Consider the following 24,990-nt stretch of genomic DNA (forward strand, 5'->3'; position numbering starts at 1 on the left):
TGTGCGTACTCGCCATCCCTGCGCCCCGCCCCAAGTCCAAAGACGCCATCGCCCGCTCAGTGCTCCGTTCGCACATACCCCCACGTCCCCTCGGGAGCGCGTGCGCCTGCCGGGCGTCGGTGGTTGCTGCTGTGGGCAGGCGTTCCGCAAGGCGGAACGGGTGGGCACAGCCCACGGCGCCGGGCAGCGGGAAGTGTGGCTCCAGCCCCGGCGCAGCCGGGCAGGGCCCCGGTGCCGGGCGGCGATCAAGGAGGCACCCGCCCCGGCGCAGCCGGACCGGCAGGGCGCCCCGCAGGTTACGCAGGGATTCAGGTCCCGTTCACCCGGCCCGTACGCGATGTCAGCGCACCGTGCTCTCATGGACACATGATCGAAGAGTTTCTGACGCACGGGGTGCGTGAAGTGGAAGAGGCCCTCCGCAAGGCCGCCGCAGCGGAGGTCACCCCCCGCTTCCGCCAGCTCGCCGAAGGCGACGTCGTCGAGAAGACCGGCCCCCACGACATGGTGACCGTCGCCGACCGCCGAGCGGAGGAGCAACTGACGACCGACCTCGCCGCCCTCCTCCCCGGCTCGGTCGTCGTGGGCGAGGAAGCGGTCCACGCGGACCCGGCGCGGTACGAGGAGATATCGGGCGACGCCCCGGTCTGGATCGTCGACCCCGTGGACGGCACCCGCCAGTTCGTGCACGGCGACCCCGGCTTCTGCATGCTCGTCGCCCTCGCGGTGGACGGCGAGGTCCAGGCCTCCTGGACGTACGCACCGGTCCTCGACCAGTTCGCCGTGGCGGTCCGCGGAAAGGGAGCGTGGCTCAACGGCGAGCGCCTGGTGTCCGGCGCCCCCGAGGACGGCGCGGAGATCGAAGTGGCCACCTCGCACCCGGACTTCACCACCGAGGAGCAGAAGAGGGCCCTGCTGGGGCTGCGGGCGCCGGGCGTGCGGCCGAGGCCGTGCGGTTCGGCGGGCCTGGAGTACCTCGCCATCGCCAGGGGCGAGTTGGACGCCGTCGCCTTCAGCTGGGAGCTGGCCTGGGACCACGCCGCCGGGATGCTGCTCGTCGAGGAGGCGGGCGGCACCGACCTGACGCTCACGGGCGAGCGGTTCCGGATCGCCGGGGGCAATTCCCTGCCGTTCGCCGCCGCGCGCGACGCCGCCACGGCCCGGCGGGTCGTCGGCCTCCTCGGCGGCCACGCCTGAGGGAGGGGCTCCGAGGTGGCTGTCGGTGCCCCGTCCTATCCTGGGCGCCAGTGGCCATCGGCTGACAAAGGAGTCCGAAGGTGCCGTCGATGCTTGATGCCGTCGTCGTGGGGGCGGGACCGAACGGGCTGACCGCTGCCGTGGAGCTGGCCCGCCGCGGCTTCTCGGTGGCCGTGTTCGAGGCCAAGAGCACCGTGGGAGGCGGGGCGCGCACGCAGGAGCTGACGCTGCCCGGCTTCCGGCACGACCCCTGTTCCGCGGCCCACCCCCTCGGCATCAACTCCCCGGCGTTCCGCGCCATGCCCCTGGAGAGGTATGGCCTGGAGTGGCTGCACGCGCCGCTGCCCATGGCGCACCCGTTCCTCGACGGCAGCGCCGCCGTGCTGTCCCGCTCGGTGTCCGAGACCGCCGCTTCCTTCGGCCCGCGCGACGCGGGGACGTACCGGCGCCTGATGGAGCCCTTCCTCGCCAAGTGGGACGTCCTGCTGCGGGACTTCATGGCGCTGCCGATGAGTTCGCTGCCGCGCGACCCCGTCACCCTCGCCCGGTTCGGCATCGCGGGGCTGCCGCCGTCGACGTGGCTGATGCGGCGCTTCCGCGACGACCGCGCCCGCGCGCTGTTCGCCGGACTCGTCGCGCATGTCATCGCGCCCCTGGACGGCATCATCACCGGCGGCGTCGGCATGGTCTTCGCGCTGGCCGCGCACGCCCGCGGCTGGCCCGTCGCCCGCGGCGGCTCGCAGTCGATCTCCGACGCGCTCACCGCGTACCTCAAGGACCTCGGCGGCACCGTCCACACCGACTACGAGGTCAAGCGGCTCGACGACCTGCCGCCCGCCCGTGCCTATGTCTTCGACACCTCGCCGACCGCGCTCGCCCGCATCGCGGGCCTCGGCCGCGCCTATGACGGGTATCGGTACGGCGCGAGCGTCTTCAAGGTCGACTACGCACTCGACGGCCCCGTCCCCTGGACCGCCGAGGCACCCCGCACCGCGGGGACCGTGCAGGTCGGGGCGAGCAGCAAGGAGATCGGCGCCGCCCTGCGCACCGCCTCGCGGGAGGGCCGCGCGCCGGACGCCCCGTTCCTGATCACCGTGCAGCCCAGCGTCGTCGACCCCTCCCGCGCCCCGGAGGGCAAGCACGTCTTCTGGGCGTACGGCCATGTCCCGAACGGCTGGGAGGGGGACCTGACCGAGGCCGTCGAGCGACAGCTGGAGCGCTTCGCGCCCGGCTTCCGCGACCGGGTGCTCGCGCGCGCCACCGCGGGCCCGCCCCAGCTCGCCGCGCACAACGCCAACTACGTGGGCGGCGACATCGCCTGCGGCGCGGCCAGCGGACTCCAGCTCCTGCTGCGGCCCAGGCTCTCCCTCTTCCCGTACGCCACCCAGCACCCCGCCGTCTTCATCTGCTCCTCCGCGACCCCGCCGGGACCGGGCGTGCACGGCATGTCCGGGCACAACGCCGCGAAGGCCGTGTGGAAGCGGCTGAGGAGCCAGTCATGACCGTCACCATCACGCTCGTCCAGGGCGACATCACCGCGCAGCGCGCCGACGCCATCGTGAACGCCGCCAACTCCTCGCTGCTCGGCGGCGGGGGCGTCGACGGCGCCGTCCACCGGCGCGGCGGACCCGACATCCTCGCCGACTGCCGGCGCCTGCGCGCCTCCCACTACGGCAAGGGACTGCCCACCGGACGCGCCGTCGCCACCACCGCCGGGCGGCTCGACGCGGGGCATGTGATCCACACCGTCGGTCCGGTCTGGTCGGCCACCGAGGACCGCTCCGCGCTGCTCGCCTCCTGCCACCGCGAGGCGCTGCGCGTCGCCGCCGGGCTGGGGGCGCGCACGGTCGTCTTCCCCGCGATCTCCACCGGCGTCTACCGCTGGCCGCTCGACGACGCGGCCCGCATCGCGGTGGACACCGTGCGCGAGGCCGCCGATCCGGCCGACTTCGACGAGGTGCGGTTCGTGCTCTTCGACCGCGCTGCCTACGAGGCGTTCGCCGTGGCCGTCGAGGCATAGGAGACGCGCGGGCCGTCCGACGTCGATGTCGGATTCCCGCCAGCCGTGCCGGGCGCGATCCACGATCCTTGAGGGCATGCACACCGACACAGAGCGCTGCGTACGCGCCGTGCAGTCGAAGGACGCACGCTTCGACGGCTGGTTCTTCACGGCCGTCGTCACCACGCGCATCTACTGCCGCCCCAGCTGCCCGGTCGTGCCGCCCAAGGCCGAGAACATGACGTTCTATCCGAGCGCGGCCGCCTGCCAGCAGGCCGGATTCCGGGCCTGCAAGCGCTGCCGCCCCGACACCAGCCCCGGCTCTCCCGAGTGGAACCAGCGCGCCGACCTCGTGGCCCGCGCCATGCGCCTCATCGCCGACGGTGTCGTCGACCGCGAGGGCGTCCCCGGTCTCGCGACCCGCCTCGGCTACAGCACCCGGCAGGTCGAGCGGCAGCTGCTCGCCGAGCTGGGCGCCGGGCCGCTCGCCCTCGCCCGTGCCCAGCGCGCCCAGACCGCGCGGCTGCTCATCGAGACGACCGCGCTGCCGATGGCGGAGATCGCCTTCGCCGCCGGGTTCTCCTCGATCCGCACGTTCAACGACACCGTGCGCGAGGTCTTCGCGCTCGCCCCCGGTGAGCTGCGCGCCCGCGCGCCGAAGCGGGCCGGGAGCGCCGCCCCGTCCGGTGCGGCGGCCCCGTCCGGCGCCGCGGGCGGCGTCCTCTCGCTGCGGCTGCCGTTCCGCGCCCCGCTCAACCCCGACAACCTCTTCGGCCATCTGATCGCCACGGCCGTGCCTGGCGTCGAGGAGTGGCGCGACGGCGCCTACCGCCGGACCCTGAGCCTCCCCTTCGGCCACGGCATCGTCGCCCTCACCCCGCACCCCGACCACATCGGCTGCCGCCTCACCCTCACCGACCTGCGCGATCTCACCATCGCCATCAGCCGCTGCCGCCGCCTGCTCGACCTGAACGCCGACCCCGCCGCCGTCGACGGACAGCTGCGCACCGACCCGCTGCTCGCGCCGCTCGTCGACAAGGCCCCGGGCCGGCGCGTGCCCCGCACCGTCGACGAGGCCGAGTTCGCCGTGCGCGCCGTCCTCGGCCAGCAGGTCTCCACGGCCGCCGCCCGCACCCACGCCGCCCGCCTCGTCACCGCGCACGGCCGGCCGGTCGAGGACCCCGAGGGCGGCCTCACCCACCTCTTCCCCACGCCGGACGAGCTCGCCGCGCTCGACCCGGACACCCTCGCCCTGCCCCGCAGCCGCCGCACCACCCTGACCACGCTGGTGCGGCACCTCGCCGAAGGACGGCTCGGGCTCGGCGTGGAGAGCGACTGGGACGAGGCCCGCGCCCGGCTCACCGAGCTGCCCGGCTTCGGCCCCTGGACGGTCGAGGTCATCGCGATGCGGGCGCTCGGCGACCCCGACGCGTTCCTCCCCTCCGACCTCGGCATCCGGCGCGCCGCACAGGAGCTCGGCCTGCCGCACACCCCCGCCGCGCTCACCGCGCGCGCCGCCGCCTGGCGGCCCTGGCGGGCGTACGCGGTGCAGTACCTGTGGGCCACCGACGACCACCCCATCAACGTCATCCCCGCCTGAGGGGCCCCGCGCAAGGGACATCAGCCATGGAACGCCTGCACACCCTCATCGACAGCCCCTACGGGCCGCTCACGCTCGTCGCCACCGACGGCGTCCTCAGCGGTCTCTACATGACCGACCAGCGCCACCGCCCGCCCCAGGAGACCTTCGGCGACCCCGACCCGGCGCCGTTCGGCGAGACGATCAGCCAGCTGGCGGCCTACTTCGCCGGGGAGCTGACGGAGTTCGACCTGCCCCTGCGGCTCGACGGCACGCCGTTCCAGCGCACCGTCTGGCACGAGCTCCAGAGGATCCCCTACGGCGAGACCCGTACGTACGGCGAACTGGCCGAGGCCCTCGGCAAACCGGGCGCCTCCCGCGCGGTCGGCCTCGCCAACGGCAAGAACCCCATCGGCGTCATTGTGCCCTGCCACCGCGTCATCGGCGCGGGCGGCAGCCTGACGGGGTACGGCGGCGGGCTCGACCGCAAGCGGCGGCTGCTCGCCTTCGAGGGCGGGGCTGCGAAGGCCCCGGACGCCCTCTTCTGAGGCGGCCGGCGGCGTCGCGGCGGGCGCGGGATCAGCCGACCCGGTGCCCGTCCTCCAGCTCCGCGGGGCCGCCGCCCCGCGCCAGGACGTCGAGACCGGTGGCGACCCGTCGGCCCAGTTCGCCGGGCAGATACTCCGTGAGGTGCTCGGGGGCCACCAGGCGCCAGGAGATCAGCTCCTCCTCCTGGAGCCTGATCGACTTCAGCCGGTCGGCGTCGAGCACCCCGCCGTCGTACAGATACGCCACCAGCGGCGGCCGGGCCCGCACGGGACCCGGCGGCACCCAGTCCACCGCGAGCAGCGGTCCGAGCACGACGTCGAGCCCGATCTCCTCGGCCGTCTCCCTGCGCGCCCCCTGCCGCGGCGTCTCCCCGTCGTCCGACTCGACGGTCCCACCGGGCAGGGCCCAGCCCTCGCGGTAGTTGGGCTCGACGAGCAGGACCCGGCCCTCCGCGTCGCGGAAGAGCGCGGCGGCCCCGACGAGGACGCGGGGCAGGCCCGCGATGTACGTGGCGTAGTCGTCAGTGGTCATCGGGGCAGCGTATCCCCGCTCAAGGGGTCTCGATCAACGCCACGGTACGCGAAGCCAGTTCGCTGATCCGCACCCCGTCGAAGCCGAACACCGCGCTGCTGACGCGGTCCTCCAGGGGGTCCCGCCACTGCGCGGGGATCGCCGCCGCGCCGCACAGGACACCGGCCACCGAGCCCGCCGTCGCGCCGTTGGAGTCGGTGTCCAGGCCGCCGCGGACGGTCAGGGCGATGGTGCGGGTGAAGTCCCCTTCGCCGTACAGGAGTCCGGCGGTCAGGACGGCGGCGTTCGGCACGACGTGGATCCAGCCGAGGCCCGCCGTCTCCTCGGCCAGCGTGTCCAGCGTGTCCTCCCAGCCGAGGCCGGCCTCGTGGAGCGAGGTCACGCGCCGCACCGTGCGGGCGAGGCGGCAGCTCGCGGGGATGACGGTGAGCGCCGTGTCCACCGCCTCGCGCGGCGTCGGCGCGGTGAACGCCGCCGCGATCAGGGCCGCCGCCCACATCGCGCCGTAGACGCCGTTGCCGGTGTGGGAGAGCACCGCGTCGCGGCGGGCCAGCGCGGCGGCGCGGCGCGGGTCGCCGGGCGAGGTCCAGCCGTACACGTCCGCGCGGATCAGCGCGCCGATCCACTCCTGGTGGGGATTCTCGTACGTCGCCGTGAGCGGCGGCCGCAGCCCGTTCGCGAGGTTGCGGTACGCGGCCCGCTCCGCCGTGAACGTCTGGAGGTAGGGCAGGCGCAGCAGCCACAGGTCGCCGACCTGTTCGGTGCTGAAGGCGAAGCCGTGGGTCTCCAGGAGGTGCAGGCCGAGGACGGCGTAGTCGACGTCGTCGTCCCGGCAGCTGCCGTGGATCCGGCCGCGCACGCACCGCGGCCACTCCTTGCGCAGCTCGAACTCGCCCGGGTCGTCCGGGGGCTGGGGCAGATAGTCCGTCAGGGGCAGCGCGCCGGTGCGCTCCAGATAGCGGTGGATCCGGTCGCGCGTCCAGTGGTCGCCCCGCTCCACCGGCTTGCCGAGCATGTTGCCGGCGATGCGGCCGAGCCAGCCGCCGTGCACCCGGTCGGCGAGGTCGACGTCGCTGGATTCCGTGGCCGCGGGGGTCGTGGAGGTCATGGGTCCGGTCTACCCGATCGGGGGCCGTTCCGTGCGACCCCTGTCGGTGCGGAGTCCGCAGGGAGTCCGCATGGACGCCGGGCCCCGCTCGGACGGGTGGGGCCCGGCGCCCCGGTGCGCGCGTGGATCGGCTCCGCACCGGTGGCGGCTCAGGGAGGCGGCCCACCGGCTCGGGGAGCCGGTCCGCTCAATCCCCGTCCTGGCTCCGCGACCTGACGATCCGTCGCAGCCGGTGGTGCCGGTCCGGTGTCTGCTCGGTGATCGCGTCACCGACCATCATGCGCACCGCGTCCCGCAGCCCGTGCAGCGCGTGGCCGCGCGCGGGGCCCGCGCCCGGGTCCTCGCGCAGCTCCTTGAGCAGCGCCCAGCACAGCGTCAGCATCACGATCACGAACGGCAGCGCCACCAGGATCGTCGCGCTCTGGAGCGAGTTCAGCCCGCCCGCGACCAGGAGCACCGCGGCCACCGCCGCCATCAGGACGCCCCACGTGACGACCAGCCAGGTCGGCGGGTGCAGCGAGCCGCGGCTGGTGAGCGAGCCCATCACCAGCGACGCGGAGTCCGCGCTCGTGACGAAGTACGTCATGACGAGGATCATCGCGACCCACGAGGTGACCGTGCCCAGCGGCAGCGCGTCCAGCATCGCGAAGAGCGAGGCCTCCGCGCCCTCCTTCACCTTCTCCGCCATGTCGACCTTGCCGGTCGCGTCGAGCCGGATGCCGGTGCCGCCCATCACGCAGAACCACACGACCGTGGCGCCGCTCGGCACGAGCAGCACGCCGATGAGGAACTCGCGGATCGTCCGGCCGTGCGAGATGCGGGCGATGAACGTACCGACGAAGGGCGCCCACGACAGCCACCACGCCCAGTAGAAGATCGTCCAGGCGCCGAGCCAGGAGCTGTCCGTGAACGCGCCCGTGCGCGAGGCCATGGGCAGCAGCTGGTGGAGATAGCCGCCGACGCTCGCCGGGATCGCGTCGAGGACGTAGACGGTCGGGCCCAGGACGAAGACGAAGAGCATCAGCAGGGCGGCCAGCATGATGTTGAGGGTGCTGAGCCACTTCACGCCCTTGTGCACCCCGGAGAACGCCGAGACCACGAAGGCCGCGCCGAGCGACACGATGATGATCAGCTGGAGGGTGGTGGAACTCTCCACGCCCGTCGTGAGGTTGAGGCCGGTGGCGACCTGGAGCGCGCCGACGCCGAGGCTGGTGGCCGTGCCGAAGACGGTCGCGAAGACCGCGAGCAGATCGATGAGGCGGCCGGGCCAGGAGGCCGCGCGCCGCGCGCCGATGAGCGGGACGAAGACGGAGCTGAGGCGGTTGCCGCGGCCCTTGCGGAAGCCCGCGTAGGCGAGGGCGAGACCGGCGATGCCGTAGATCGCCCAGGGGGTCAGCGTCCAGTGGAAGAAGGAGTACTCGAGCGCGGTGCGGGCGGCGGCGCCCGTGCGCGGCTCGGCCGGCGAGGACGGGGGAGGGTTCAGGTAGTGGGTCAGCGGCTCGCCCACGCCGTAGAACATCAGGCCGATGCCCATGCCCGCGCTGAACATCATCGCGATCCACGCGAGGTTGGTGAACTCCGGCTCGGAGTCGTCCTTGCCGAGCCTGATCCGGCCGAAGCGGCTGAGCGCGAGGAACACGCACAGGACGAGGAAGACGTCCGCGGCGATCACGAAGAGCCAGGCGAAGTTGTCCAGGACCCAGCCGAGCGCGCTGTCGGAGGCCCGGTCGAAGGATTTCTTGCCGATCGCGGCCCAGGCGACCACCGCGAGGACGACGCTCACGCCGACGCCGACGACCACGTAGTCGGGAGTGCCGTCCGGGGCCGCGCCCGCCGGGTCCCTGTCGGTCGACGGGGGGTCCGGTGGGCCCTCGCCGGGACGGGGCTGATCGATCATTTCCGTGCTCATGGCGCACCACTATGGTGCGCTATCAGGGGATTTTTCGCCTGGACGCGCCGTCTCGCGCTCCGGGTGGCCATGGGCAGGGGGCCCCGTCTGCGGTTATGGTCGCAGCGGCGCGACTGCCTTGACGCGAGCAAGGCCCGGAAAGCAAGGGGAATGCAAGGTGGCGGACGCTGCAGGGACGGCGGGACACGAGCAGCAGGCTCAGCGCGAGCAGGCTCGGCGCGTGCTCATCGCCGCGGACAAGTTCAAGGGTTCGCTCACGGCCGTGCAGGTCGCGGAGCGGGTGACGGCCGGTCTGCGCCGCGTCGCCCCCGACGTGGCGGTCGAGGCGCTGCCCGTCGCCGACGGCGGTGACGGCACGGTCGCCGCGGCCGTCGCGGGCGGCTTCGAGCGCCGCGAGGTCCGCGTCACGGGACCGCTCGGCGACCAGGTGACGGCGGCGTACGCGCTCAAGGACGGCACCGCCGTGGTGGAGATGGCCGAGGCCTCGGGCCTCCAGCTGCTCCCCGAGGGCGTCTTCGCCCCGCTCACGTCCACGACGTACGGCTCCGGCGAGCTGCTGCGCGCAGCGCTCGACGCGGGCGCCCGCACCATCGTCTTCGGTGTCGGCGGCAGCGCCACGACCGACGGCGGCGCGGGCATGCTGGCGGCGCTCGGCGCGCGCTTCCTGGACGCGGACGGCACGTCCGTCGCCCCCGGCGGCGGCCCGCTCAAGGATCTGGCCACCGCCGACCTGTCGGGCCTGGACGCGCGCCTGAAGGACGTCGAGATCGTCCTCGCCAGCGACGTCGACAACCCGCTGACCGGCCCGAAGGGCGCGCCCGCGGTGTACGGGCCGCAGAAGGGCGCCACTCCGGAGGACGTCGCCGCCCTGGACGCGGCGCTCGCGCACTTCGCCGCGGTCCTGGAGAAGTCCATCGGCCCCAAGGCGGCGGAGTACGCGGCCTCGCCGGGCGCCGGCGCCGCGGGCGGCATCGGGTACGGCGCGCTGGTCGGACTCGGCGCGAGCTTCCGGCCCGGCATCGAGGTCATGCTCGACGTCCTCGGCTTCGCGCCCGCGCTGGCCCGCGCCACCCTCGTCGTCACCGGCGAGGGCTCGCTCGACGAGCAGACCCTGCACGGCAAGGCCCCCGCCGGGGTCGCCGCGGCGGCCCGTGCCGCCGGGATCGAGGTCGTCGCGGTCTGCGGCCGCCTCGCCCTGCCCCCGGAGGCGCTCGGCAGGGCGGGCATCCGCCGCGCGTACGCCCTCACCGACGTCGAGCCGGACGTGGCCCGCTGCATCGCCGAGGCGGGGCCGATCCTGGAGACGGTGGCGGAGGGCATCGCGCGGGACTTCCTCACCTGCTGAACGATCCCGTCCCGGCCCGTCCCGTCGCGTCCCGGAAGGATCGTCCAGAAGAATTCCGGTCACCCGGTCACACATCTCCGTCGGGCTCCGTCAGGGCAGTGAAGGCACACACGAAAGCCCCGAGGAGATGACGATGGAAACGCGTGCGATCACGGCCGAGATCCCGATGGCCCCGCGGCTGGACGAGGACCCGACGGAGCTGCTGCCCGAGCTGGCCGAGGTGTCGGCGGCGCTGTTCAGGACCGTCGGCAACGGCTCGGTGCCGCGCGCCACGATCAGCCTGGTCCACCTGCGGGCCGGGCAGATCGTCGGCAGCACCTATCTGACGGTCCTGCACACCGGATTCCTGCGCAAGGCGGGGGAGTCCGAGGAGCGCATCACCTCGGTGGCCTCCTGGCAGGACTCGCCGTACTTCACTCGCGCCGAGCGCGCCGCGCTGGCGCTGGTGGAGGCGGTGCTCCGGCCCTCCGCGCACGGCGAGCGGGTCTCCGACGAGCTGTACGCGCGGGTGGCGGAGCTCTACGAGCCCCGGGCGCTCGCCACCCTGATGTGCGCGATCGGCCAGGTGAACTTCTTCGTCCCCGTGGCGCTCATCGCCAAGCCGGTGCCCGGCCGGTCGTTCACCGGCCCGTGGAAGTAGGCCCACCCGTTCGCCAACTGCGCCGCAGCGGCCCGGGGTTCGGATCCAGGACGGGATCCGGACGCCGGGCCGCGGGCGCTCCGGCCGCTTCCGCCGCCCCGGCGCGACGACTTCTGCCGCTCACCCGTATCGAACCGGGGACGTGATCGTTTCTTCAGTACGTGAAGAGGAGTCGATCTTGACCGGGTGGGCGCACGCCGGCGGACTCGGTGTCATCGCCGTCCTGTGCCCGTGGACCGGGCTGTCCGTCGACGCGCAGGTCGAGGCCGCCGGAGCGGCCCTGTCGGGGCACGTCGACATCTGCCGCCCGGACGGGCCGGTGGCACCCGCGGCCGAAGCCGGGCCCGAGCAGGTGCCGGGCGCCGCGCCCCGTGCGGCCGCCCCGTCCCGCCCCGGACCCCCGCCCGCCGCCCCGCCGCCCGCGCCACCCGGGGCCGCGCCGCGCCCCGCGCCCGCCGACCCGCCCCGCGCCACACCCCGCGCCGCCCCCCGGGTCAGGGAGCTCCTCGTCCCCGTACGCCTGGAAGCCACGCGTACGCACCCCCGGCAGCAGGCGCCGCCCCCGCAGCCCGCCCCGCCCGCCCCACCCTCTTATCCCGCGCCGGCCTACCGCCCGCCGAAGGACGCGGAGCGCGTGGGCGGGCGGTCCGTGGTGACGACCACGATGGTCGTCACCACGCCCGCGGTCCTCGCCGCAGCCCTGCTGCGACCGCGCTCGCGCTCCGCCGCGGGCGCCCGATCCCGCCCCAACTCCCCCTCCGGAGGCTCTTCGTGACGGAATGGTTCGTCCTCGGCGGCGCCATGGCGCTGGCCTGCGCGGTCGTGCTGACGATGACCGTGGTCAGGCACCGCCGCGTGCCCGTGGACGACGACGACACCAGCGAGACGCCCGACGTCATCGAGTACATGGTGATGATGGTCGGCGTCGTCTACGCGATCGTCCTCGGGCTCGCCATCGCGGGCGTCTGGGAGGCCCGCGGCGCCGCCGACGACGGCGCGCGCCAGGAGGCCCAGGCGCTGCACGAGATCAGCAGGCGCGCACAGGTCTATCCGGCGGACGCCGAGGAGCGCATCCAGCGGGACGTGCGGCGCTACACCGAGCACGTCACGAAGGTCGAGTGGCCGCTCATGATCGAGGAGCACCGGCTCACCGACCGCGGCACCGAACTCCTCGACACCCTGCGCCACGACATCGCCGCGCGCCCGCCCGCGAGCGAGCTGGAGGCGCAGACGTACCAGCCGCTGCTCGACCAGGTGGCCGCCGCCGACGAGGCGCGCAGGGCACGGGCCGACAACGCCGAGGAGACCCTCCCCGGGGTCGTCTGGTTCGGCCTGGTCGCCGGGGCGCTCGTCACGGTCGGGCTGATCTTCACGCTCCAGATCAGACGCTCGGGCCGGGAGCTGCTGCTCGCCGGTACGTTCAGCGCCCTGATCGCCTTCCTGCTCTTCCTCGTCTGGAACTTCGACGCGCCCTTCGGCAGGTCGGCGACGGAGTCGGCGAGCGCGTTCCAGGACCTGCTCAGCGTCTGAGCGTCCCGTGCCCGGCCCGTGCGCGGCGTCTGAACACCGGGTCCCGGGGCGGCCGTTCGGTCGTACGGAGAAGTCGTACGGAGAATGCGTGCCCGGACCCGGTCGTGCCGGGATCCGGTCACGCCGAAAGGGCCCCCTGGGACAGCCGGTGCGCCTCCACCGCCAGCGCCACCTCCACCAGGTCCCGCGGGCGCGCCAGCGAACGCGCCGTCAGTTGTTCCAGCCGGCGCAGGCGGTTGAACACCGTGTTGCGGTGGCAGTAGAGCCGTCCCGCCGCCCGCCCCGCGGAGCCCTCGCAGTCCAGCCACGCGTCCAGCGTCTCCAACAGCACGGCACGGTCCGCCGGTTCGAGGGCGAGCACCTCGCCGAGCACCGCGGCCACCAGCAGCTCCGCCAGCTCCGGTCGGCTCACCACCAGGGCCGTCGGCATCCGCTGGTCGAGCCGGACGATGCCGGTCGCGCCCGGCGGGCAGGTGCGCAGCGCCAGCTCCGCGAGCCGCCTGGCGTGCCCGAGCTGCGCCAGGCCCCCGACCACGGGGCTGATGCCGCCGGGCCCCGGACACCGCCCGTCGAGCATCCGGGCCAGGGCGTCGAGCCCCGCCGCCCCGCCGCCGTCCGCCCCGCCGCCGTCGCCTTTGCCGCCCTCCGCCGCGCCCAGGGCGACCACGCCGACCTCGCAGTCGGTCCGCATCCGCCAGACGAAGCGGAACCCCGCCCGCTGGATCTGCCGGTGGAACGCCTCGCGGCCGTCGCGCCGCTCCACCCGCAGGACCACCACCGCGTACGGGCCGTGCTCGGGCAGGTCGAGCCCGGCCGCCGCGCGCGCCGCGAGGCCCGGCGCCGACCGGCCCTCCAGGAGCGCGTCGAGCAGCGCCTGCAACTGCTCGTCGGTGCGGCGCCGCAGTTCGAGCTCCGTGGCGCGGTACGCGTCGGAGGCCACGGCGGCCTGCGCGTCCACCGCCGACCACACCATCGTCGCCGAACGCATCAGGACCTCCAGCTTCTCGGGGGCCTGACCCGCCGTGCCCTCCAGCAGCGAATCCCACACCAGATAGCCGGCGTTGCGGTACGAGTGCACCAACAGGTCCAACGGCAGGCCCTGTTGCGCGCGGCGCCGACCCGCCTCCTCCGCGTACTCCAGGTCGCGGCGCGGCGAGGCCCGCGGCGCCGAGATGGTCTCGATGCCGATCCGCATCGCCTCCTCGGCCTCCCGCCACTGCACGTCGTACGGCAGCACGTGCCCGTACAGCGGCGAGTGCTCGGTGAGCTGGCGCAGATGCTCGTCGACCAGTTCGGGCAGGCGCGGCAGGAGCGCCGTGCACGCCTCCTTGAGGAGCTTCCAGTCGTGCCCGGTCCGCGGTCTGCGCCCGAACGCGTGCCCGGTCATGGATCCCTCCGTCGCCGTGCTCCGGGAGTTCGTCGGGACGTCATTGGTGCGGAGGATGCCATGGGGCGGTCCCCTCCGGCAGGCCCCTGACACGCGGTGTTGTGCGCGTGCACAACGACGGGGTGCCCGCGCTGGTCCCCGGCAGCGATTCGTCCGCTGTCCGTGGACGCGCCGGTCCCGCGGTGCTGGGGTGAGCGCCACGCGACGGCGGACGGCCGTGCGGGACAGGGGGTTTGCCCGTGGTGGAGGGTTCCGGACTCGTCGTACGGGACGTGTCGGTCGGCTACGGACCCGTGCGCGCCCTGCGCGGGGTCTCGCTCGATCTGCCGGAGGGCGCGGTCGTCGCCGTCCTCGGCGGCAACGGCGCGGGCAAGTCGACGCTCCTGCGCGCCGTCTCCCGCACGCTCTCCTTCCAGGGCGGGCGGCTCACCTCGGGCACCGTGCGCTTCGGCGGCCGGCGCGTCGACACCCTCGCGCCGGACCGCGTGGTGGCCGCGGGGATCTCCCATGTCCCGGAAGGCAGACAGGTGTTCGCGCGGATGACCGTCACCGACAACCTGCGGGCCGGGGCGCTCGGCGCCACCGGCTCGCGCATCGCCAGGGCGGCGGCCCTGCGCCGCGTCCACGACCTCTTCCCGGTCCTCGCCGAGCGCGGCGCCCAGCGCGCCGGGCTGCTCTCCGGCGGCGAACAGCAGATGCTCGCCGTCGGCAGGGCCCTGATGGCCTCCCCGCGGCTCCTGCTGCTCGACGAACCCTCCCTGGGACTCGCGCCGTTGATGGCCGCCCGGATCGCCGACACCGTCAGGGAGATCAACGAGCAGGGCACCTCGGTGCTCCTCGTCGAGCAGAACGCGGCCCTCGCGCTGCGCCTCGCCACCGCCGCGTACGTCCTCGACGTCGGCGAAGTCGCCCTGTCGGGGCCCGCGGACGAGCTCGCCGCCTCCGACGAGGTGCGCCGCCGCTACCTCGGCGTGGTCGACGAGGACGCGGCGGCCGACGTCTCGCCGGGCCTGGACGCGCCGCCGGCGCTGTCGCGCTGGGAGGCGGCCCGATGAGCCCGCGGAGTGCCGCGCGTTCCGCACCGCCCGAGGACGCATCCGTACCGCCCCTGGACGTACGGGACGTGACCGTCCGCTTCGCCGGGCTCACCGCGCTCGACGCCGTCGGCTTCACCGTCCGCCCCGGCACCGTGCACGCCGTCATCGGACCCAACGGCGCGGGCAAGTCGACCTGCTTCAACGTCCTCTCCGGCGTCTGCCGCGCCACCGGCGGCAGCGTCCGTTTCGGCGCGCACGAGCTCACCGGCATGCGTCCGCACCGCATCGCGGAGCTCGGCGTCGCCCGGATCTTCCAGAACCTCGCCCTGCCGCCGCGCGCCACCGTCGCCGACAGCCTGCTCCTGGGCCGGCACCGCCTCACCCGCACCGGCTTCGTCGCCGCCGGGCTGCGGCTGCCCTCCGCGGCCCGCGAGGAGCACCGCCACCGCGAACGCGTGCGCGAGATAGCCGAGTTCGTCGGCATCGGCGGCCAACTCCACCGGCCCGCGGGCGCCCTGCCGTACGGCCAGCAGAAACTGGCCGAACTCGCCCGCGCCCTGTGCATGGAGCCGCGCCTGCTGCTCCTCGACGAGCCCGTCGCGGGCATGACCGCCGACGAACGGCGCCGCACCGCCGCCGTCATCGCGGGCGTCCGCGACAGCCTCGGCATCTCGATCGTCCTGGTGGAACACGACATGGGGGTGGTGATGCGGCTCGCGGACGCGGTGACCGTACTCGACTTCGGGCGGCGCATCGCCGACGGCACGCCCGCCGACGTCCAGCGGGACCCGGCGGTCGTGCGGGCCTACCTGGGGGAGGCCCGCACATGACCACGTTCGTCGAACTCGTCCTCAACGGCGTCTCGTTGGGCGCCGTCTACGCCCTGATCGCCCTCGGCTTCGTCGTCATCTTCCGCGCCACCGAGGTGGTGAACTTCGCGCACGCCTCGCTGCTCCTGGCCGGCGGCTACCTCACCGCGTCCCTCCACGACGACCTCGGCTTCTGGCCGGCGCTGCTCGTCGGCGTCGCGGGCGCGGCCGTGGTCGGCGCCGCCGTCGAGTTCCTGGTCATGCGCCGCTACCGGGGCACCGACCACAGCGTCCTCGCCATCGTCACCATCGGCGTCGACATCCTGCTCACCACCGAACTCACCCGCCGCCTCGGCACCGACGTGCTGCCGCTCGGCGACCCGTGGGGCGACGAGGTGCTCACGATCGGTCCCGTCTCCCTCGCGCACACCCGTATCGCCGCGTTCGTGACGGCGGCCCTGCTCATCAGCGTCTTCCTCCTCGCCTTCCGGTACACCTCATGGGGCGTGGCCATGCGGGCCGCCGCCGAGAGCCCCGAGACCGCGGCCCTGATGGGCGTGCGCCTCGGCCGGGTCTCCCTCGGCGCCTGGGCGGTGGCGGGCGCGCTGGCCGCCGTCGCCGCGCTGTTCCTCACCGTCTTCCCGACACCGGGCCTGGAGCGCGCCACGTCCCTGGCCGCCCTGAAGGCGTTCCCCGCCGCGATCCTCGGCGGCCTCGACTCCCTCGCGGGCGCGCTCGTCGGCGGCCTCGTCGTGGGCGTCACGGAGTCCCTGGCCACCGGATACCAGAGCGAACTCACCTTCCTGGGAAGGGGACTCGGGGATCTGGCGCCCTATCTCGTCATGACCGCCATCCTCCTCGTGCGGCCCGCCGGCCTCTTCGGCACCAAGGAGCTCGCCCGTGTCTGAGCAGCCACGCGTGACCGCGCAGCCACCCGTGTCCGAGGAGCCGCCCGTGTCCGAGGCCGTCGCCCGCACCGCCCGTTCCGCAGGCCCTACGCTGCTCCGGCGCCGCCGCACCTACGCCTGGGCCGCCGCCGCGGCCGTCCTGCTCGCCCTGCCCTTCTACCTCGACCGCTTCTGGCTCCAGGCCGGCCTGTTCGCGATGGCCGCCGCCATCGGGGCGATCGGCATCAACCTCCTCACCGGCGCGACCGGCCAACTCTCCATGGGGCACGCCTTCTTCCTCGCCGTCGGGGCGTACGGATACTGCGTGTTCGCCGGGGACGGCGACGACGGCCTGACCGGGCTCGGCCTGCCGACCTGGCTCGCCGCGGCGCTCGCCGTGGCCGTCGCCGGGCTCGCGGGCGGCCTCTTCAGCCCCATCGCGGGCCGTCTGCGCGGCGCCTACCTCGGCATCGCCACCCTCGCGCTGATCTTCATCGGGCAGCACGTCCTGTTCAACGCGCACGATCTGACGGGCGGTTCCAACGGCCGTGACGTGCCGCCCCTCGACCTCCTCGGCCTCACCTTCGACGACCGCGAAGTCCTCGTCGCCGCCGTCCCGTTCGGCTCCGCCGAGAAGCTCTGGTACGCCGGACTCGTCCTGCTCCTCGGCTGCGGGCTCTTCGCCCGGGGCGTGCTGCGCGGCCGGCCGGGGCGCGCCATGAACGCCATCCGCGACCACCGCGTCGCCGCGGGCGTCATCGGGGTGCCGGTGGCCCGCTACCGCGCCGGTGTCTTCGTCCTGTCGTCGATGTACGCGGGCCTCGCCGGAGTGCTGCTCGCCCTGGTCTTCCAGCGCACGGTGCCCGACTACTTCGGCATGACGCTCTCCCTCGAATACCTCGCCATGATCGTGATCGGCGGCCTCGGCTCGGTCGCCGGAGCCGTCGCGGGCGCGGCCCTCGTCTCCCTGCTGCCCCAGCTGCTCACCCGGTACAGCGAGGCGCTGCCCCTGGTCTCGGCGCCCGGCACCGGCGGGATCTCACCGGGCGAGGCGTCCCGGTACCTGTACGGCGCCGCCGTCGTGGCGGTGGTGCTCTTCCTGCCCGGCGGCCTGGTCAGGATCGCCGCCCGGCGCAGCAGGCCGACTCCAGGCACTCCAGGCACTCCAGGGGAGGAAGCATGAACAGAACGACCAGGGCCACGGCGGCCGTCACCGCCCTCGCCGCGCTCCTCGCGCTGTCCGCGTGCAGCTCCAAGGCGAAGGACGACGACGGGCAGGACAAGGGCGCGGGAGGAGTGCGGACCGGCGACGGCGTGACGAGCGGGAGCATCGAACTCGGCGTGCTCACCGACATGACCGGCGTCTACGCCACGCTCGGCAAGAGCGTCACCCAGGCCCAGCAGCTCTATGCCGACCAGGTCAACGCCGACGGCGGCATCTGCGGACGCAAGCTGAGGCTGACCGTACGCGACCACGGCTACGACCCGCAGAAGGCCGTCGCCGCGTACACCGAACTGGAGCCGAAGGTCCTCGGCTTCGCCCAGTTCATCGGCTCCCCGTTCGTCGCCGCCGTCAAGGGGCGCGTCGACGCCGACAAGGGGCTCGTCCTGCCGCAGGCCTGGTCGGCGAACCTGCTGGGCAGCCCGTACGTGCGGGTCGTGGGATCGACGTACGACCTGGAGACCATCAACGCGATCGACTTCCTGATGAAGGAGAAGGGCCTCAAGAAGGGCGACAGGCTCGGGCACGTCTACTTCGAGGGCGACTACGGCGAGAGCGCCCTCAAGGGGTCGCGGCACATGGCCGACACGGCGGGCCTGACCGTCGTCGAGCAGAAGATCAAGCCGACCGACAACGACATGACCGCGCAGGTCTCCGCCCTGAAGAAGGCCGGGGTCAAGGCCGTCGTGATCAGCGCGGGCCCCCGCCAGGCCGCTTCCCTCGTCGGCGTCGCCGCCGCCGGCCGCTTCGACGTCCCGGTCATCGGCAACAACTCGGCGTTCGCCCCGCAGCTCCTGGCCACCCAGGCGGGCCCGGCCCTCACCAAGAACTACTACGTCGCCTCGCCGACGCTGCCGATCGGCGCGGACACGGCGGCGGCGAAGAAGCTCGTCGCCGACTATCAGAAGGCCCACCCCGAGGACTCCCTCGACAACGGCGTCGTGGCGGGCTGGACGGCGGCCTCGGTCTTCGGCGAGGCCCTGAAGAAGGCGTGCGCGGCCAAGGACCTCACCCGCGAGGGCGTGGACAAGGCCCTCCTGACGATCGACGACTTCGACTCCGGCTTCGGCGTCACCCAGGACTTCACCGACCCCAAGGCGCCCTCCTCCACGAAGAGCGTGATCCTCAAGCCGGACAAGAAGGCCACGGGCGGCATGAGGGTCGTCCGCGCGCCGGGCGCGGCCGAGGCGGCGCGGGGGTACACGGCGGGGGAGTGAGTCAGCCGCGCGGGTCCCGCGCCAGCCGTCGCCAGTGGCGGTCCGCGGGGTCCCGCAGCCCGCGCCAGGTGTCGACGAACAGCCTCGTCGACACCAGCCCCGGCCAGTCCGGCGGCAGCAGGTGCCGGGGCAGGCGCGGATCCCGTGCGAACGTGCCGCGCCACGCGTGCACCAGCCGCGTCCGCAGGACGAACGCCTCCTCGTCCGAGTCCGCGCGCACCTCGCCGAAGCGCCCGACGAACTCCTCGTGCGCGGCCCGCACCGCCGACAGGTCCCAGGCGCGGGCGACGATCCCGCCGTCGTCCTCGGCGCGCGAGACCAGCCAGGTCGCGTGCGGCGCGAGCCCCTGCTCCCGCAGCAGCGCCTTCAGCGCGGTCACCCCGCCCGCGTCCGCCGCGATCCACGCGCCGGGGCCGAGCCGCCCGAACCCCTCGAACGCCAGCTGCTCCTCGACCAGCGCCCGACCCTCCGCGGGCCCGTACAGCAGCAGCTGCTGCCACGCGCCGCGCCACGGAGTCTCCTCGACCGCGCGCTCCAGGCGGTGCGTCCACGCGGTGAGCAGCGCGACCAGGCGCGGCTCCAGGACGAGCGCGGTCCGGCGGCCCGCCCGCTCCGTGGCCAGCCAGCCCTCCGCGACGAGCCGGGCGACGGCCCGCCGCGTCGCCGCCTCGCCGACCCCGCAGGCGCCGAGCGCGCCGACCACGGCACCGGACCAGACGCGCGCGGCGCCCGCGTAGCGCACGTACTCGCCGAGCACGGTGAGCAGCAGCGTCCGCGCGCTGGGCGAGCCGTCCGCGCGACGGCGCGTGCGTGGTGTCTGCACCGTCCGTCCCCTTCTGCCTGTTGACCTCTCCGGCACCCCGGTATAGGACGTAAGAATTCGAGCGCTCGATGTTACGTCCAGTGTCATCGCCCACGGAAGGCGTACGCATGGATCACCAGGGCCCCACCCGCTTCGGCACGTTCATCGCCCCGTACCACGGCCTCGACGGCAACCCCGCGCTCCAGATCCGCCGCGACCTCGACCTGGTCCGCCACCTCGACGACCTCGGCTTCGACGAGGCGTGGATCGGGGAGCACCACTCCGCCGGGTACGAGACGGTCGCCTCCCCGGAGGTCTTCGTCGCGGCCGCCGCCGAGCACACCCGCCGGATCAGACTCGGCACGGGCGTGAACTCGCTGCCGTACCACCACCCGCTGATCCTCGCGGACCGCATCCTCCAGCTCGACCACCAGACGAGGGGCCGCGTGATGCTGGGAGCGGGCCCCGGCCAGCTCGCCTCCGACGCGTTCATGATGGGCATCGACCCGATGCGGCAGCGCGCCATGATGGCCGAGGCCCTGGACGCGATCGTCCGGCTCCTGCGCGGCGAGACCGTCACCCTGCGCACCGACTGGTTCGAACTGGCCGAGGCGAGGCTCCAGCTGCGCCCCTGCCGGCCCGAGGGCATCGAGATGGCGGTCGCCTCGACCGTCTCGCCCTCCGGCTCGGTGCAGGCGGGGCGGCACGGCATCGGCCTGCTCTCCCTCGCGGCCGCCGACCCCGCCGGGCTCGCGGCGCTGCGCGGCAACTGGTCCGCGTACGAGAAGTCCTGCGCCGAGCACGGCCACACCGCCGACCGCGCGGCCTGGCGGCTCGTCGTGCCGATGCACCTGGCGGACACGGCGGCGCAGGCCCGCGCCCAGGCCGCGTACGGCGTGCTCCACCTGGTCCGCTACATCGAGGGCCTGTCCGGCACGACGATGCCGTGGGGCCGCACCGCGGCCCAGGCCGTCGACCACTGGACGGGCGAGGGCTTCCCGGTCTTCGGCGTCGCCACCATCGGCACCCCGGCGGACGCGATCGCCCGCGTCGAGGCCCTCGCCGAGGCCTCCGGCGGCTTCGGCACCCTGCTCCTGCTCGACCTGCCGACCGGCACCCCGGAGGCGAAGCGCCGCAGCTACGAGCTCTTCGCCGAGTACGTGATGCCGCACTTCACGGGCGCCAACCGCGCCCGGGAGGCGTCCATGGGCTGGGCCCACGCGAACAGCGAACGCTTCATGGGGGCGATGCGGGCGGCGATCGAGGCGGCGGCCGGCCGGGCCGGGGACGCGCGGTGAGGGCCGCGGTCCTGCGGGGCGGACGCTTCGTCGAGGACGAGGTCCCGGAGCCCCCGGCGCCGGGCCCCGGCCAGGTCCTCGCCGAGACCCTGGCCACCGGCATCTGCGGCTCGGACCTCTCGGCGGCCCGGCACACGGACGACTTCCTGGCGGCCTTCCGCGACTCGGGGACGGAGTCCTTCCTGTTCGACCCGGACCAGGACCTGGTCATGGGGCACGAGCTGTGCGCGCGGGTGCTGAGCCCGGGGGAGTGGCAGGGCAGGGTCGTCGTCGGCCTGCCCTGGGCGCTCGACCCCGCGGGCACGCCGCGCACGATCGGCTACTCGACGCGCTTCCCCGGCGGCTTCGGCGAGCGCATGACGCTCCAGGAGGCCGCCCTCGTCCCGGTGCCCGACCACGTCCCGCCGCGCGTCGCCGCCCTCACCGAGCCCCTGGCCGTCGGCTTCGGCAACGTCGCCCGCGCGGACCCCGCCCCCGGCAGCGGCGCCGTGGTCCTGGGAGCGGGCCCCATCGGCCTGGGAGCCACCGCCGCGCTCCTGGAGCGCGGCGTGGGCCCCGTGGTGGTCTCCGAGCCCTCCGCACGCCGCAGAGCGCTCGCTGAGCGCTTCGGAGCCCACGTGGTGCTGGATCCGGCCACGCGCGACCCCTTCGACGCGTGGCGGGAGGCGAGCGGTTCCGGCCAGTCACTGTCCGTGTACGAGTGCTCGGGCCGGCCGGGCATGCTGAACACGGTCCTGCACCGGGCCCCGCGCGCCACGCGCGTCCTCCTGATCGGCGCCTGCATGACCGAGGACACCTTCCGTCCCGTGGTCGGGATCCACAAGGACATCACGGTGACGATGTGCATGGCGTACCCGCCCGAGGAGTTCGCCCGCACGCTGGACAGGATCGCGGACGGCAGGGTGGACGCGGCGGCGCTGATCACGGGGGAGGTGGGCTTCGCGGGGGTGGACGGGGCGATGGCGACGCTGGCGCGACCGGACGACCACGTGAAGGTCCTGGTGCGGCCCTAGGGCACGCGAAGGGGGCCCGAACCAGAAGGTTCAGGCCCCCGAAGCACCGTACGAGCGCCGCTACGGCAGCTGCGCCGCCCGCGCCTCGCGACGGTTGTCGCGGAAGTTGTTGACCCGTCGGGCCGTGGCGAAGAGGGGGATCACCGCGCCGAGGACGAGCTGGAGCGCGCAGCCGGTCTGCAGGAGCAGCTGGCCGCCCGGGGCGTCGAACGCCCAGGCCGCGAGCAGCCCCATGGCCGCGACGATCCACGCGAGCATGGCCACCGCGAGCGGACCCCGCGGCTTGGGGTACTCGACGCGGCTGACCATGAGCCAGGCCGTGCCGATGATCGCGAGGAGCGTCGCCACGAAGGGCAGCTCCAGGAGCACGATCGAGACCACCGTCAGCGCTCCGAACGGGGACGGCATGCCCTGGAAGGTGCCGTCCTTCACGGTCACGCAACTGAACCGCGCAAGCCGCAGCACCACCGCCAGCAGCACCACGATCGCGCCCACCGCCGCCACGCGCTGGTGCGCGTCGTCCGCGACCATGCCGTAGACCAGGACGAAGTAGGCGGGAGCGAGCCCGAAGCTGATCAGGTCGGACAGGTTGTCCAGCTCCGCGCCCATCGGCGAGGACCGCAGCTTGCGGGCCACGAGCCCGTCGAAGAGGTCGAAGACGGCCGCGCAGAGCATCAGGATCACGGTGGTGGCGGCGGAGTGCCGCGCCATGCCGCTCTCGTTGCTGCCCTGCAGGTGCGGGATGAGGATGCCCGTGGTGGTGAAGTACACCGCCATGAACCCGCACGTGGCGTTGCCGAGCGTGAGGGTGTCCGCTATCGAGAGGCGCAGTGAGAGGGGCATCTCCTCCTCGGCCTCGTCCTCGGCGGCCTCCGGCACCCAGCCGGCCTGTGTTTCAGGATCAACCACGGTCAATTCGAGTCACCCCAGCCACGGTCTTCTGACCGACCTCGACGTCCACCTCGACACCCTCGGGGAGGTAGATGTCGACGCGAGAGCCGAAGCGGATCAGGCCGATCCGTTCGCCCTGCTCCACCTTCGTGCCCTGCGGCACGTACGGCACGATGCGCCGCGCGACCGCGCCCGCGATCTGGATCATCTCGATGTCGCCGAGCTCGGTGTCGAAGTGCCAGACAACGCGCTCGTTGTTCTCGCTCTCCTTGTTGAACGCCGGGACGAACCCGCCGGGCACGTGCTCCACGGACGTCACCGTGCCCGCCAGGGGCGCGCGGTTGACGTGGACGTTCAACGGGCTCATGAAGATGGCGACGCGGGTGCGCCCGTCCTTCCACGGCATGATGCTCTGCACCACGCCGTCGGCGGGGGAGATGACCCGCCCCTGAGCGATCTCGCGCTCGGGGTCGCGGAAGAACCACAGCATGCCCGCCGCCAGAGCGGTGGCGGGTACGGCGACGGCCGCGGCGCCCTTGGACCGGCGCGCACGGGCGAGGCTGAGTGCCGCGGTGGCGACGGTCGGCAGGAGCCACGGCGATGCTCCGCGAGCAAGGCGTCCCTGAAGAATGCCGTCGCGTGGTGCAGAGGTTTGGCTGTGGGGCATGGATGACCTTCGTAGCGGATGATGCCGCGCATGAACGGGGGACGGCGGCTTTCTCCGGATGCTATCGGTTGCGAGCCACAACTGGGCAAGCCAGGAAGCCGAGTCGGCGGCCGAAGAGTGTTGACAGGGTGTGATCTTCTTCGCGGAGAAAACACCCCAAACCGGGCATCTAGCCCTGGAATCGATACTCTTCGAGCAGTCGACGACCAATGATCATTTTCTGGATCTCGGCGGTACCTTCACCGATCAGCAGCATCGGGGCCTCCCGGTAGAGGCGCTCGATCTCATACTCCTTCGAGAAGCCGTAACCGCCGTGAATCCGGAACGCGTCCTCCACGACTTCTTTGCAGTATTCGGAGGCGAGGTACTTCGCCATCCCTGCTTCGAGGTCGTTTCGTTCCCCGGAGTCCTTTTTGCGTGCTGCATTCACCATCATCGCATGGGCGGCCTCGACCTTGGTAGCCATCTCGGCCAGCTTGAACTGGATGGCCTGGTGCTGCGCGATCGGCTTCCCGAAAGTGTGACGTTGCTGGGCATACGAGACACCGAGCTCAAATGCACGCTGAGCGACACCGCAACCACGTGCCGCGACATTGACGCGGCCGACCTCGACTCCGTCCATCATTTGGTAAAACCCTCGGCCGGTCGTGCCGCCGAGCACGCGATTGGCCGGAATTCGCAGCCCATCCATGATGAGTTCGGTCGTGTCGACGCCCTTGTAACCCATCTTGTCGATCTTTCCGGGGATGGTGAGGCCGGGGCGGACCTCGCCGAACCCGGGCTCCTTCTCCACGAGGAACGTCGTCATCGACTTGTGCGGGGCCGTGCCCTCGGGGTGTCCTTCGTCACTCCGGCACAGGACCGCGACCAGCGTGGAACTGCCGCCGTTCGTCAACCACATCTTCTGGCCGTTGAGGACGTACTCGTCGCCGTCCTTGACGCCCTTGGACGTGATCGCCGACACATCGGAGCCGAGTCCCGGCTCCGACATGGAGAACGCGCCGCGCACCTCGCCGGCCGCCATGCGCGGCAGGAAGGCGTCCTTCTGCTCCTGCGTGCCGTGCTGCTTGAGCATGTAGGCGACGATGAAGTGGGTGTTGATGATGCCGGAGACCGACATCCAGCCACGCGCTATCTCCTCGACGCACAGCGCGTACGTGAGCAGCGACTCGCCCAGGCCGCCGTACTCCTCCGGGATCATCAGGCCGAACAGGCCCAGTTCCTTGAGGCCGTCGACGATCTGCTGCGGGTACTCGTCACGGTGCTCCAGCTCCGTGGCGACCGGGATGATCTCCTTGTCGACGAAGTCCCGGACGGTGGACAGGATCTCCTGCTGGACGTCGGTGAGTCCGGCGGTCTGGGCGAGTCGCGTCATG

At 73.3% G+C, this 24,990-nt stretch carries 24 protein-coding genes; 16 read left to right on the plus strand and 8 right to left on the minus strand.

Annotation, left to right across the window (positions count from 1 at the left end; translation table 11 throughout):
* Positions 1–366: 366 nt before the first annotated feature.
* The 5 genes from AB0L89_RS29360 (at position 367) to AB0L89_RS29380 (ending at position 5,320) form a co-directional block, all read left to right on the plus strand.
* A complete protein-coding gene (locus AB0L89_RS29360) occupies positions 367–1,194 on the plus strand; it encodes an inositol monophosphatase family protein (RefSeq protein ID WP_365147270.1) in 828 nt (275 codons plus the stop codon).
* A gap of 89 nt (positions 1,195–1,283) precedes the next feature.
* On the plus strand, positions 1,284–2,696 hold the full coding sequence (locus AB0L89_RS29365) for an NAD(P)/FAD-dependent oxidoreductase (protein WP_365147273.1): 1,413 nt from the start codon (positions 1,284–1,286) through the stop codon (positions 2,694–2,696).
* Positions 2,693–3,214, plus strand: a complete 522-nt coding sequence (locus AB0L89_RS29370; protein WP_365147276.1) for an O-acetyl-ADP-ribose deacetylase — start codon at positions 2,693–2,695, stop codon at positions 3,212–3,214. Before AB0L89_RS29365 ends, AB0L89_RS29370 begins: the two co-directional genes overlap by 4 nt.
* A gap of 76 nt (positions 3,215–3,290) precedes the next feature.
* Complete coding sequence (locus tag AB0L89_RS29375; RefSeq protein ID WP_365147279.1) at positions 3,291–4,793, plus strand: AlkA N-terminal domain-containing protein; 1,503 nt, start codon at positions 3,291–3,293, stop codon at positions 4,791–4,793.
* Positions 4,794–4,819: 26 nt separating this feature from the next.
* Positions 4,820–5,320 (plus strand): methylated-DNA--[protein]-cysteine S-methyltransferase, encoded by a 501-nt coding sequence (locus AB0L89_RS29380; RefSeq protein WP_365147282.1) that lies wholly within the window; start codon positions 4,820–4,822, stop codon positions 5,318–5,320.
* A gap of 31 nt (positions 5,321–5,351) precedes the next feature.
* On the opposite strand, the gene AB0L89_RS29385 is transcribed toward AB0L89_RS29380, so the two are convergent.
* The 3 genes from AB0L89_RS29385 to AB0L89_RS29395 all read right to left on the minus strand — a co-directional run bounded on the left by AB0L89_RS29385 (position 5,352) and on the right by AB0L89_RS29395 (position 8,869).
* Positions 5,352–5,852, minus strand: coding sequence for an NUDIX hydrolase (locus tag AB0L89_RS29385; protein WP_365147285.1), 501 nt, complete (start codon positions 5,850–5,852; stop codon positions 5,352–5,354).
* A gap of 19 nt (positions 5,853–5,871) precedes the next feature.
* Positions 5,872–6,960, minus strand: a complete 1,089-nt coding sequence (locus AB0L89_RS29390; RefSeq protein WP_365147287.1) for an ADP-ribosylglycohydrolase family protein — start codon at positions 6,958–6,960, stop codon at positions 5,872–5,874.
* A 187-nt stretch (positions 6,961–7,147) separates the two neighbouring features.
* Positions 7,148–8,869, minus strand: coding sequence for a BCCT family transporter (locus tag AB0L89_RS29395; RefSeq protein ID WP_365147290.1), 1,722 nt, complete (start codon positions 8,867–8,869; stop codon positions 7,148–7,150).
* A 157-nt stretch (positions 8,870–9,026) separates the two neighbouring features.
* Here AB0L89_RS29395 and AB0L89_RS29400 point away from each other — a divergent pair, with 157 nt between their 5' ends.
* From AB0L89_RS29400 to AB0L89_RS29415, 4 genes are all read left to right on the plus strand, one after another.
* Entirely contained in the window at positions 9,027–10,214 is a 1,188-nt protein-coding gene (locus AB0L89_RS29400) for a glycerate kinase (RefSeq protein WP_365147293.1), read from the plus strand.
* Between the two features lie 133 nt (positions 10,215–10,347).
* Positions 10,348–10,854: a carboxymuconolactone decarboxylase family protein gene (locus AB0L89_RS29405; protein WP_365147296.1), complete on the plus strand. Its 507-nt coding sequence runs from the start codon at positions 10,348–10,350 to the stop codon at positions 10,852–10,854.
* A 178-nt stretch (positions 10,855–11,032) separates the two neighbouring features.
* Entirely contained in the window at positions 11,033–11,629 is a 597-nt protein-coding gene (locus AB0L89_RS29410; protein ID WP_365147299.1) for a hypothetical protein, read from the plus strand.
* Entirely contained in the window at positions 11,626–12,384 is a 759-nt protein-coding gene (locus AB0L89_RS29415) for a hypothetical protein (RefSeq protein ID WP_365147301.1), read from the plus strand. Before AB0L89_RS29410 ends, AB0L89_RS29415 begins: the two co-directional genes overlap by 4 nt.
* A 118-nt stretch (positions 12,385–12,502) precedes the next feature.
* On the opposite strand, the gene AB0L89_RS29420 is transcribed toward AB0L89_RS29415, so the two are convergent.
* Positions 12,503–13,771: a helix-turn-helix domain-containing protein gene (locus AB0L89_RS29420; RefSeq protein WP_365147304.1), complete on the minus strand. Its 1,269-nt coding sequence runs from the start codon at positions 13,769–13,771 to the stop codon at positions 12,503–12,505.
* Between the two features lie 242 nt (positions 13,772–14,013).
* Here AB0L89_RS29420 and AB0L89_RS29425 point away from each other — a divergent pair, with 242 nt between their 5' ends.
* From AB0L89_RS29425 to AB0L89_RS29445, 5 genes are all read left to right on the plus strand, one after another.
* On the plus strand, positions 14,014–14,826 hold the full coding sequence (locus AB0L89_RS29425) for an ABC transporter ATP-binding protein (protein WP_365147867.1): 813 nt from the start codon (positions 14,014–14,016) through the stop codon (positions 14,824–14,826).
* Positions 14,823–15,638: an ABC transporter ATP-binding protein gene (locus tag AB0L89_RS29430; protein ID WP_365147307.1), complete on the plus strand. Its 816-nt coding sequence runs from the start codon at positions 14,823–14,825 to the stop codon at positions 15,636–15,638. The genes AB0L89_RS29425 and AB0L89_RS29430 overlap by 4 nt, the downstream gene beginning before the upstream one ends.
* On the plus strand, positions 15,635–16,525 hold the full coding sequence (locus AB0L89_RS29435) for a branched-chain amino acid ABC transporter permease (protein WP_365147309.1): 891 nt from the start codon (positions 15,635–15,637) through the stop codon (positions 16,523–16,525). The genes AB0L89_RS29430 and AB0L89_RS29435 overlap by 4 nt, the downstream gene beginning before the upstream one ends.
* A 91-nt stretch (positions 16,526–16,616) precedes the next feature.
* The gene (locus tag AB0L89_RS29440) at positions 16,617–17,687 is read left to right on the plus strand and encodes a branched-chain amino acid ABC transporter permease (protein WP_365147870.1); all 1,071 of its coding nucleotides are present in this window, start codon (positions 16,617–16,619) and stop codon (positions 17,685–17,687) included.
* On the plus strand, positions 17,684–18,943 hold the full coding sequence (locus AB0L89_RS29445) for an ABC transporter substrate-binding protein (protein WP_365147312.1): 1,260 nt from the start codon (positions 17,684–17,686) through the stop codon (positions 18,941–18,943). Before AB0L89_RS29440 ends, AB0L89_RS29445 begins: the two co-directional genes overlap by 4 nt.
* 1 nt (position 18,944) lies before the next feature.
* Here AB0L89_RS29445 and AB0L89_RS29450 read toward each other — a convergent pair whose 3' ends face one another.
* The gene (locus AB0L89_RS29450) at positions 18,945–19,766 is read right to left on the minus strand and encodes a PaaX family transcriptional regulator C-terminal domain-containing protein (protein WP_365147315.1); all 822 of its coding nucleotides are present in this window, start codon (positions 19,764–19,766) and stop codon (positions 18,945–18,947) included.
* Positions 19,767–19,873: 107 nt separating this feature from the next.
* On the opposite strand from AB0L89_RS29450, the gene AB0L89_RS29455 reads away from it, so the two are divergent.
* Both AB0L89_RS29455 and AB0L89_RS29460 read left to right on the plus strand, forming a co-directional pair.
* Positions 19,874–21,043: an LLM class flavin-dependent oxidoreductase gene (locus AB0L89_RS29455; RefSeq protein WP_365147317.1), complete on the plus strand. Its 1,170-nt coding sequence runs from the start codon at positions 19,874–19,876 to the stop codon at positions 21,041–21,043.
* Entirely contained in the window at positions 21,040–22,056 is a 1,017-nt protein-coding gene (locus AB0L89_RS29460) for a zinc-binding dehydrogenase (protein ID WP_365147320.1), read from the plus strand. Before AB0L89_RS29455 ends, AB0L89_RS29460 begins: the two co-directional genes overlap by 4 nt.
* A 60-nt stretch (positions 22,057–22,116) precedes the next feature.
* Here the strand turns inward: AB0L89_RS29460 and pssA are convergent, their stop codons facing one another.
* The 3 genes from pssA to AB0L89_RS29475 form a co-directional block, all read right to left on the minus strand.
* Positions 22,117–22,971, minus strand: a complete 855-nt coding sequence (pssA, locus tag AB0L89_RS29465; protein WP_365147323.1) for a CDP-diacylglycerol--serine O-phosphatidyltransferase — start codon at positions 22,969–22,971, stop codon at positions 22,117–22,119.
* On the minus strand, positions 22,958–23,614 hold the full coding sequence (locus AB0L89_RS29470; protein ID WP_365147325.1) for a phosphatidylserine decarboxylase: 657 nt from the start codon (positions 23,612–23,614) through the stop codon (positions 22,958–22,960). Before AB0L89_RS29470 ends, pssA begins: the two co-directional genes overlap by 14 nt.
* 169 nt (positions 23,615–23,783) lie before the next feature.
* Entirely contained in the window at positions 23,784–24,989 is a 1,206-nt protein-coding gene (locus AB0L89_RS29475) for an acyl-CoA dehydrogenase family protein (RefSeq protein WP_365147328.1), read from the minus strand.
* Position 24,990 lies beyond the last annotated feature (1 nt).

The sequence above is a fragment of the Streptomyces sp. NPDC052114 genome, assembly GCF_040680155.1.
Classification (GTDB): domain Bacteria; phylum Actinomycetota; class Actinomycetes; order Streptomycetales; family Streptomycetaceae; genus Streptomyces.

What these genes read in the sequence shown, in the direction of transcription:
- AB0L89_RS29405 (WP_365147296.1), top strand. Translation starts at nt 10,348, where the DNA reads ATGGAAACGCGTGCGATCACGGCCGAGATCCCGATGGCCCCGCGGCTG.
- AB0L89_RS29445 (WP_365147312.1), top strand. Translation starts at nt 17,684, where the DNA reads ATGAACAGAACGACCAGGGCCACGGCGGCCGTCACCGCCCTCGCCGCG.
- AB0L89_RS29380 (WP_365147282.1), top strand. Translation starts at nt 4,820, where the DNA reads ATGGAACGCCTGCACACCCTCATCGACAGCCCCTACGGGCCGCTCACG.
- AB0L89_RS29475 (WP_365147328.1), bottom strand. Translation starts at nt 24,989, where the DNA reads ATGACGCGACTCGCCCAGACCGCCGGACTCACCGACGTCCAGCAGGAG.
- AB0L89_RS29360 (WP_365147270.1), top strand. Translation starts at nt 367, where the DNA reads ATGATCGAAGAGTTTCTGACGCACGGGGTGCGTGAAGTGGAAGAGGCC.
- AB0L89_RS29365 (WP_365147273.1), top strand. Translation starts at nt 1,284, where the DNA reads ATGCTTGATGCCGTCGTCGTGGGGGCGGGACCGAACGGGCTGACCGCT.
- AB0L89_RS29420 (WP_365147304.1), bottom strand. Translation starts at nt 13,771, where the DNA reads ATGACCGGGCACGCGTTCGGGCGCAGACCGCGGACCGGGCACGACTGG.
- AB0L89_RS29395 (WP_365147290.1), bottom strand. Translation starts at nt 8,869, where the DNA reads ATGAGCACGGAAATGATCGATCAGCCCCGTCCCGGCGAGGGCCCACCG.
- AB0L89_RS29385 (WP_365147285.1), bottom strand. Translation starts at nt 5,852, where the DNA reads ATGACCACTGACGACTACGCCACGTACATCGCGGGCCTGCCCCGCGTC.
- AB0L89_RS29430 (WP_365147307.1), top strand. Translation starts at nt 14,823, where the DNA reads ATGAGCCCGCGGAGTGCCGCGCGTTCCGCACCGCCCGAGGACGCATCC.
- AB0L89_RS29390 (WP_365147287.1), bottom strand. Translation starts at nt 6,960, where the DNA reads ATGACCTCCACGACCCCCGCGGCCACGGAATCCAGCGACGTCGACCTC.
- AB0L89_RS29435 (WP_365147309.1), top strand. Translation starts at nt 15,635, where the DNA reads ATGACCACGTTCGTCGAACTCGTCCTCAACGGCGTCTCGTTGGGCGCC.
- AB0L89_RS29455 (WP_365147317.1), top strand. Translation starts at nt 19,874, where the DNA reads ATGGATCACCAGGGCCCCACCCGCTTCGGCACGTTCATCGCCCCGTAC.
- AB0L89_RS29470 (WP_365147325.1), bottom strand. Translation starts at nt 23,614, where the DNA reads ATGCCCCACAGCCAAACCTCTGCACCACGCGACGGCATTCTTCAGGGA.
- AB0L89_RS29370 (WP_365147276.1), top strand. Translation starts at nt 2,693, where the DNA reads ATGACCGTCACCATCACGCTCGTCCAGGGCGACATCACCGCGCAGCGC.
- AB0L89_RS29375 (WP_365147279.1), top strand. Translation starts at nt 3,291, where the DNA reads ATGCACACCGACACAGAGCGCTGCGTACGCGCCGTGCAGTCGAAGGAC.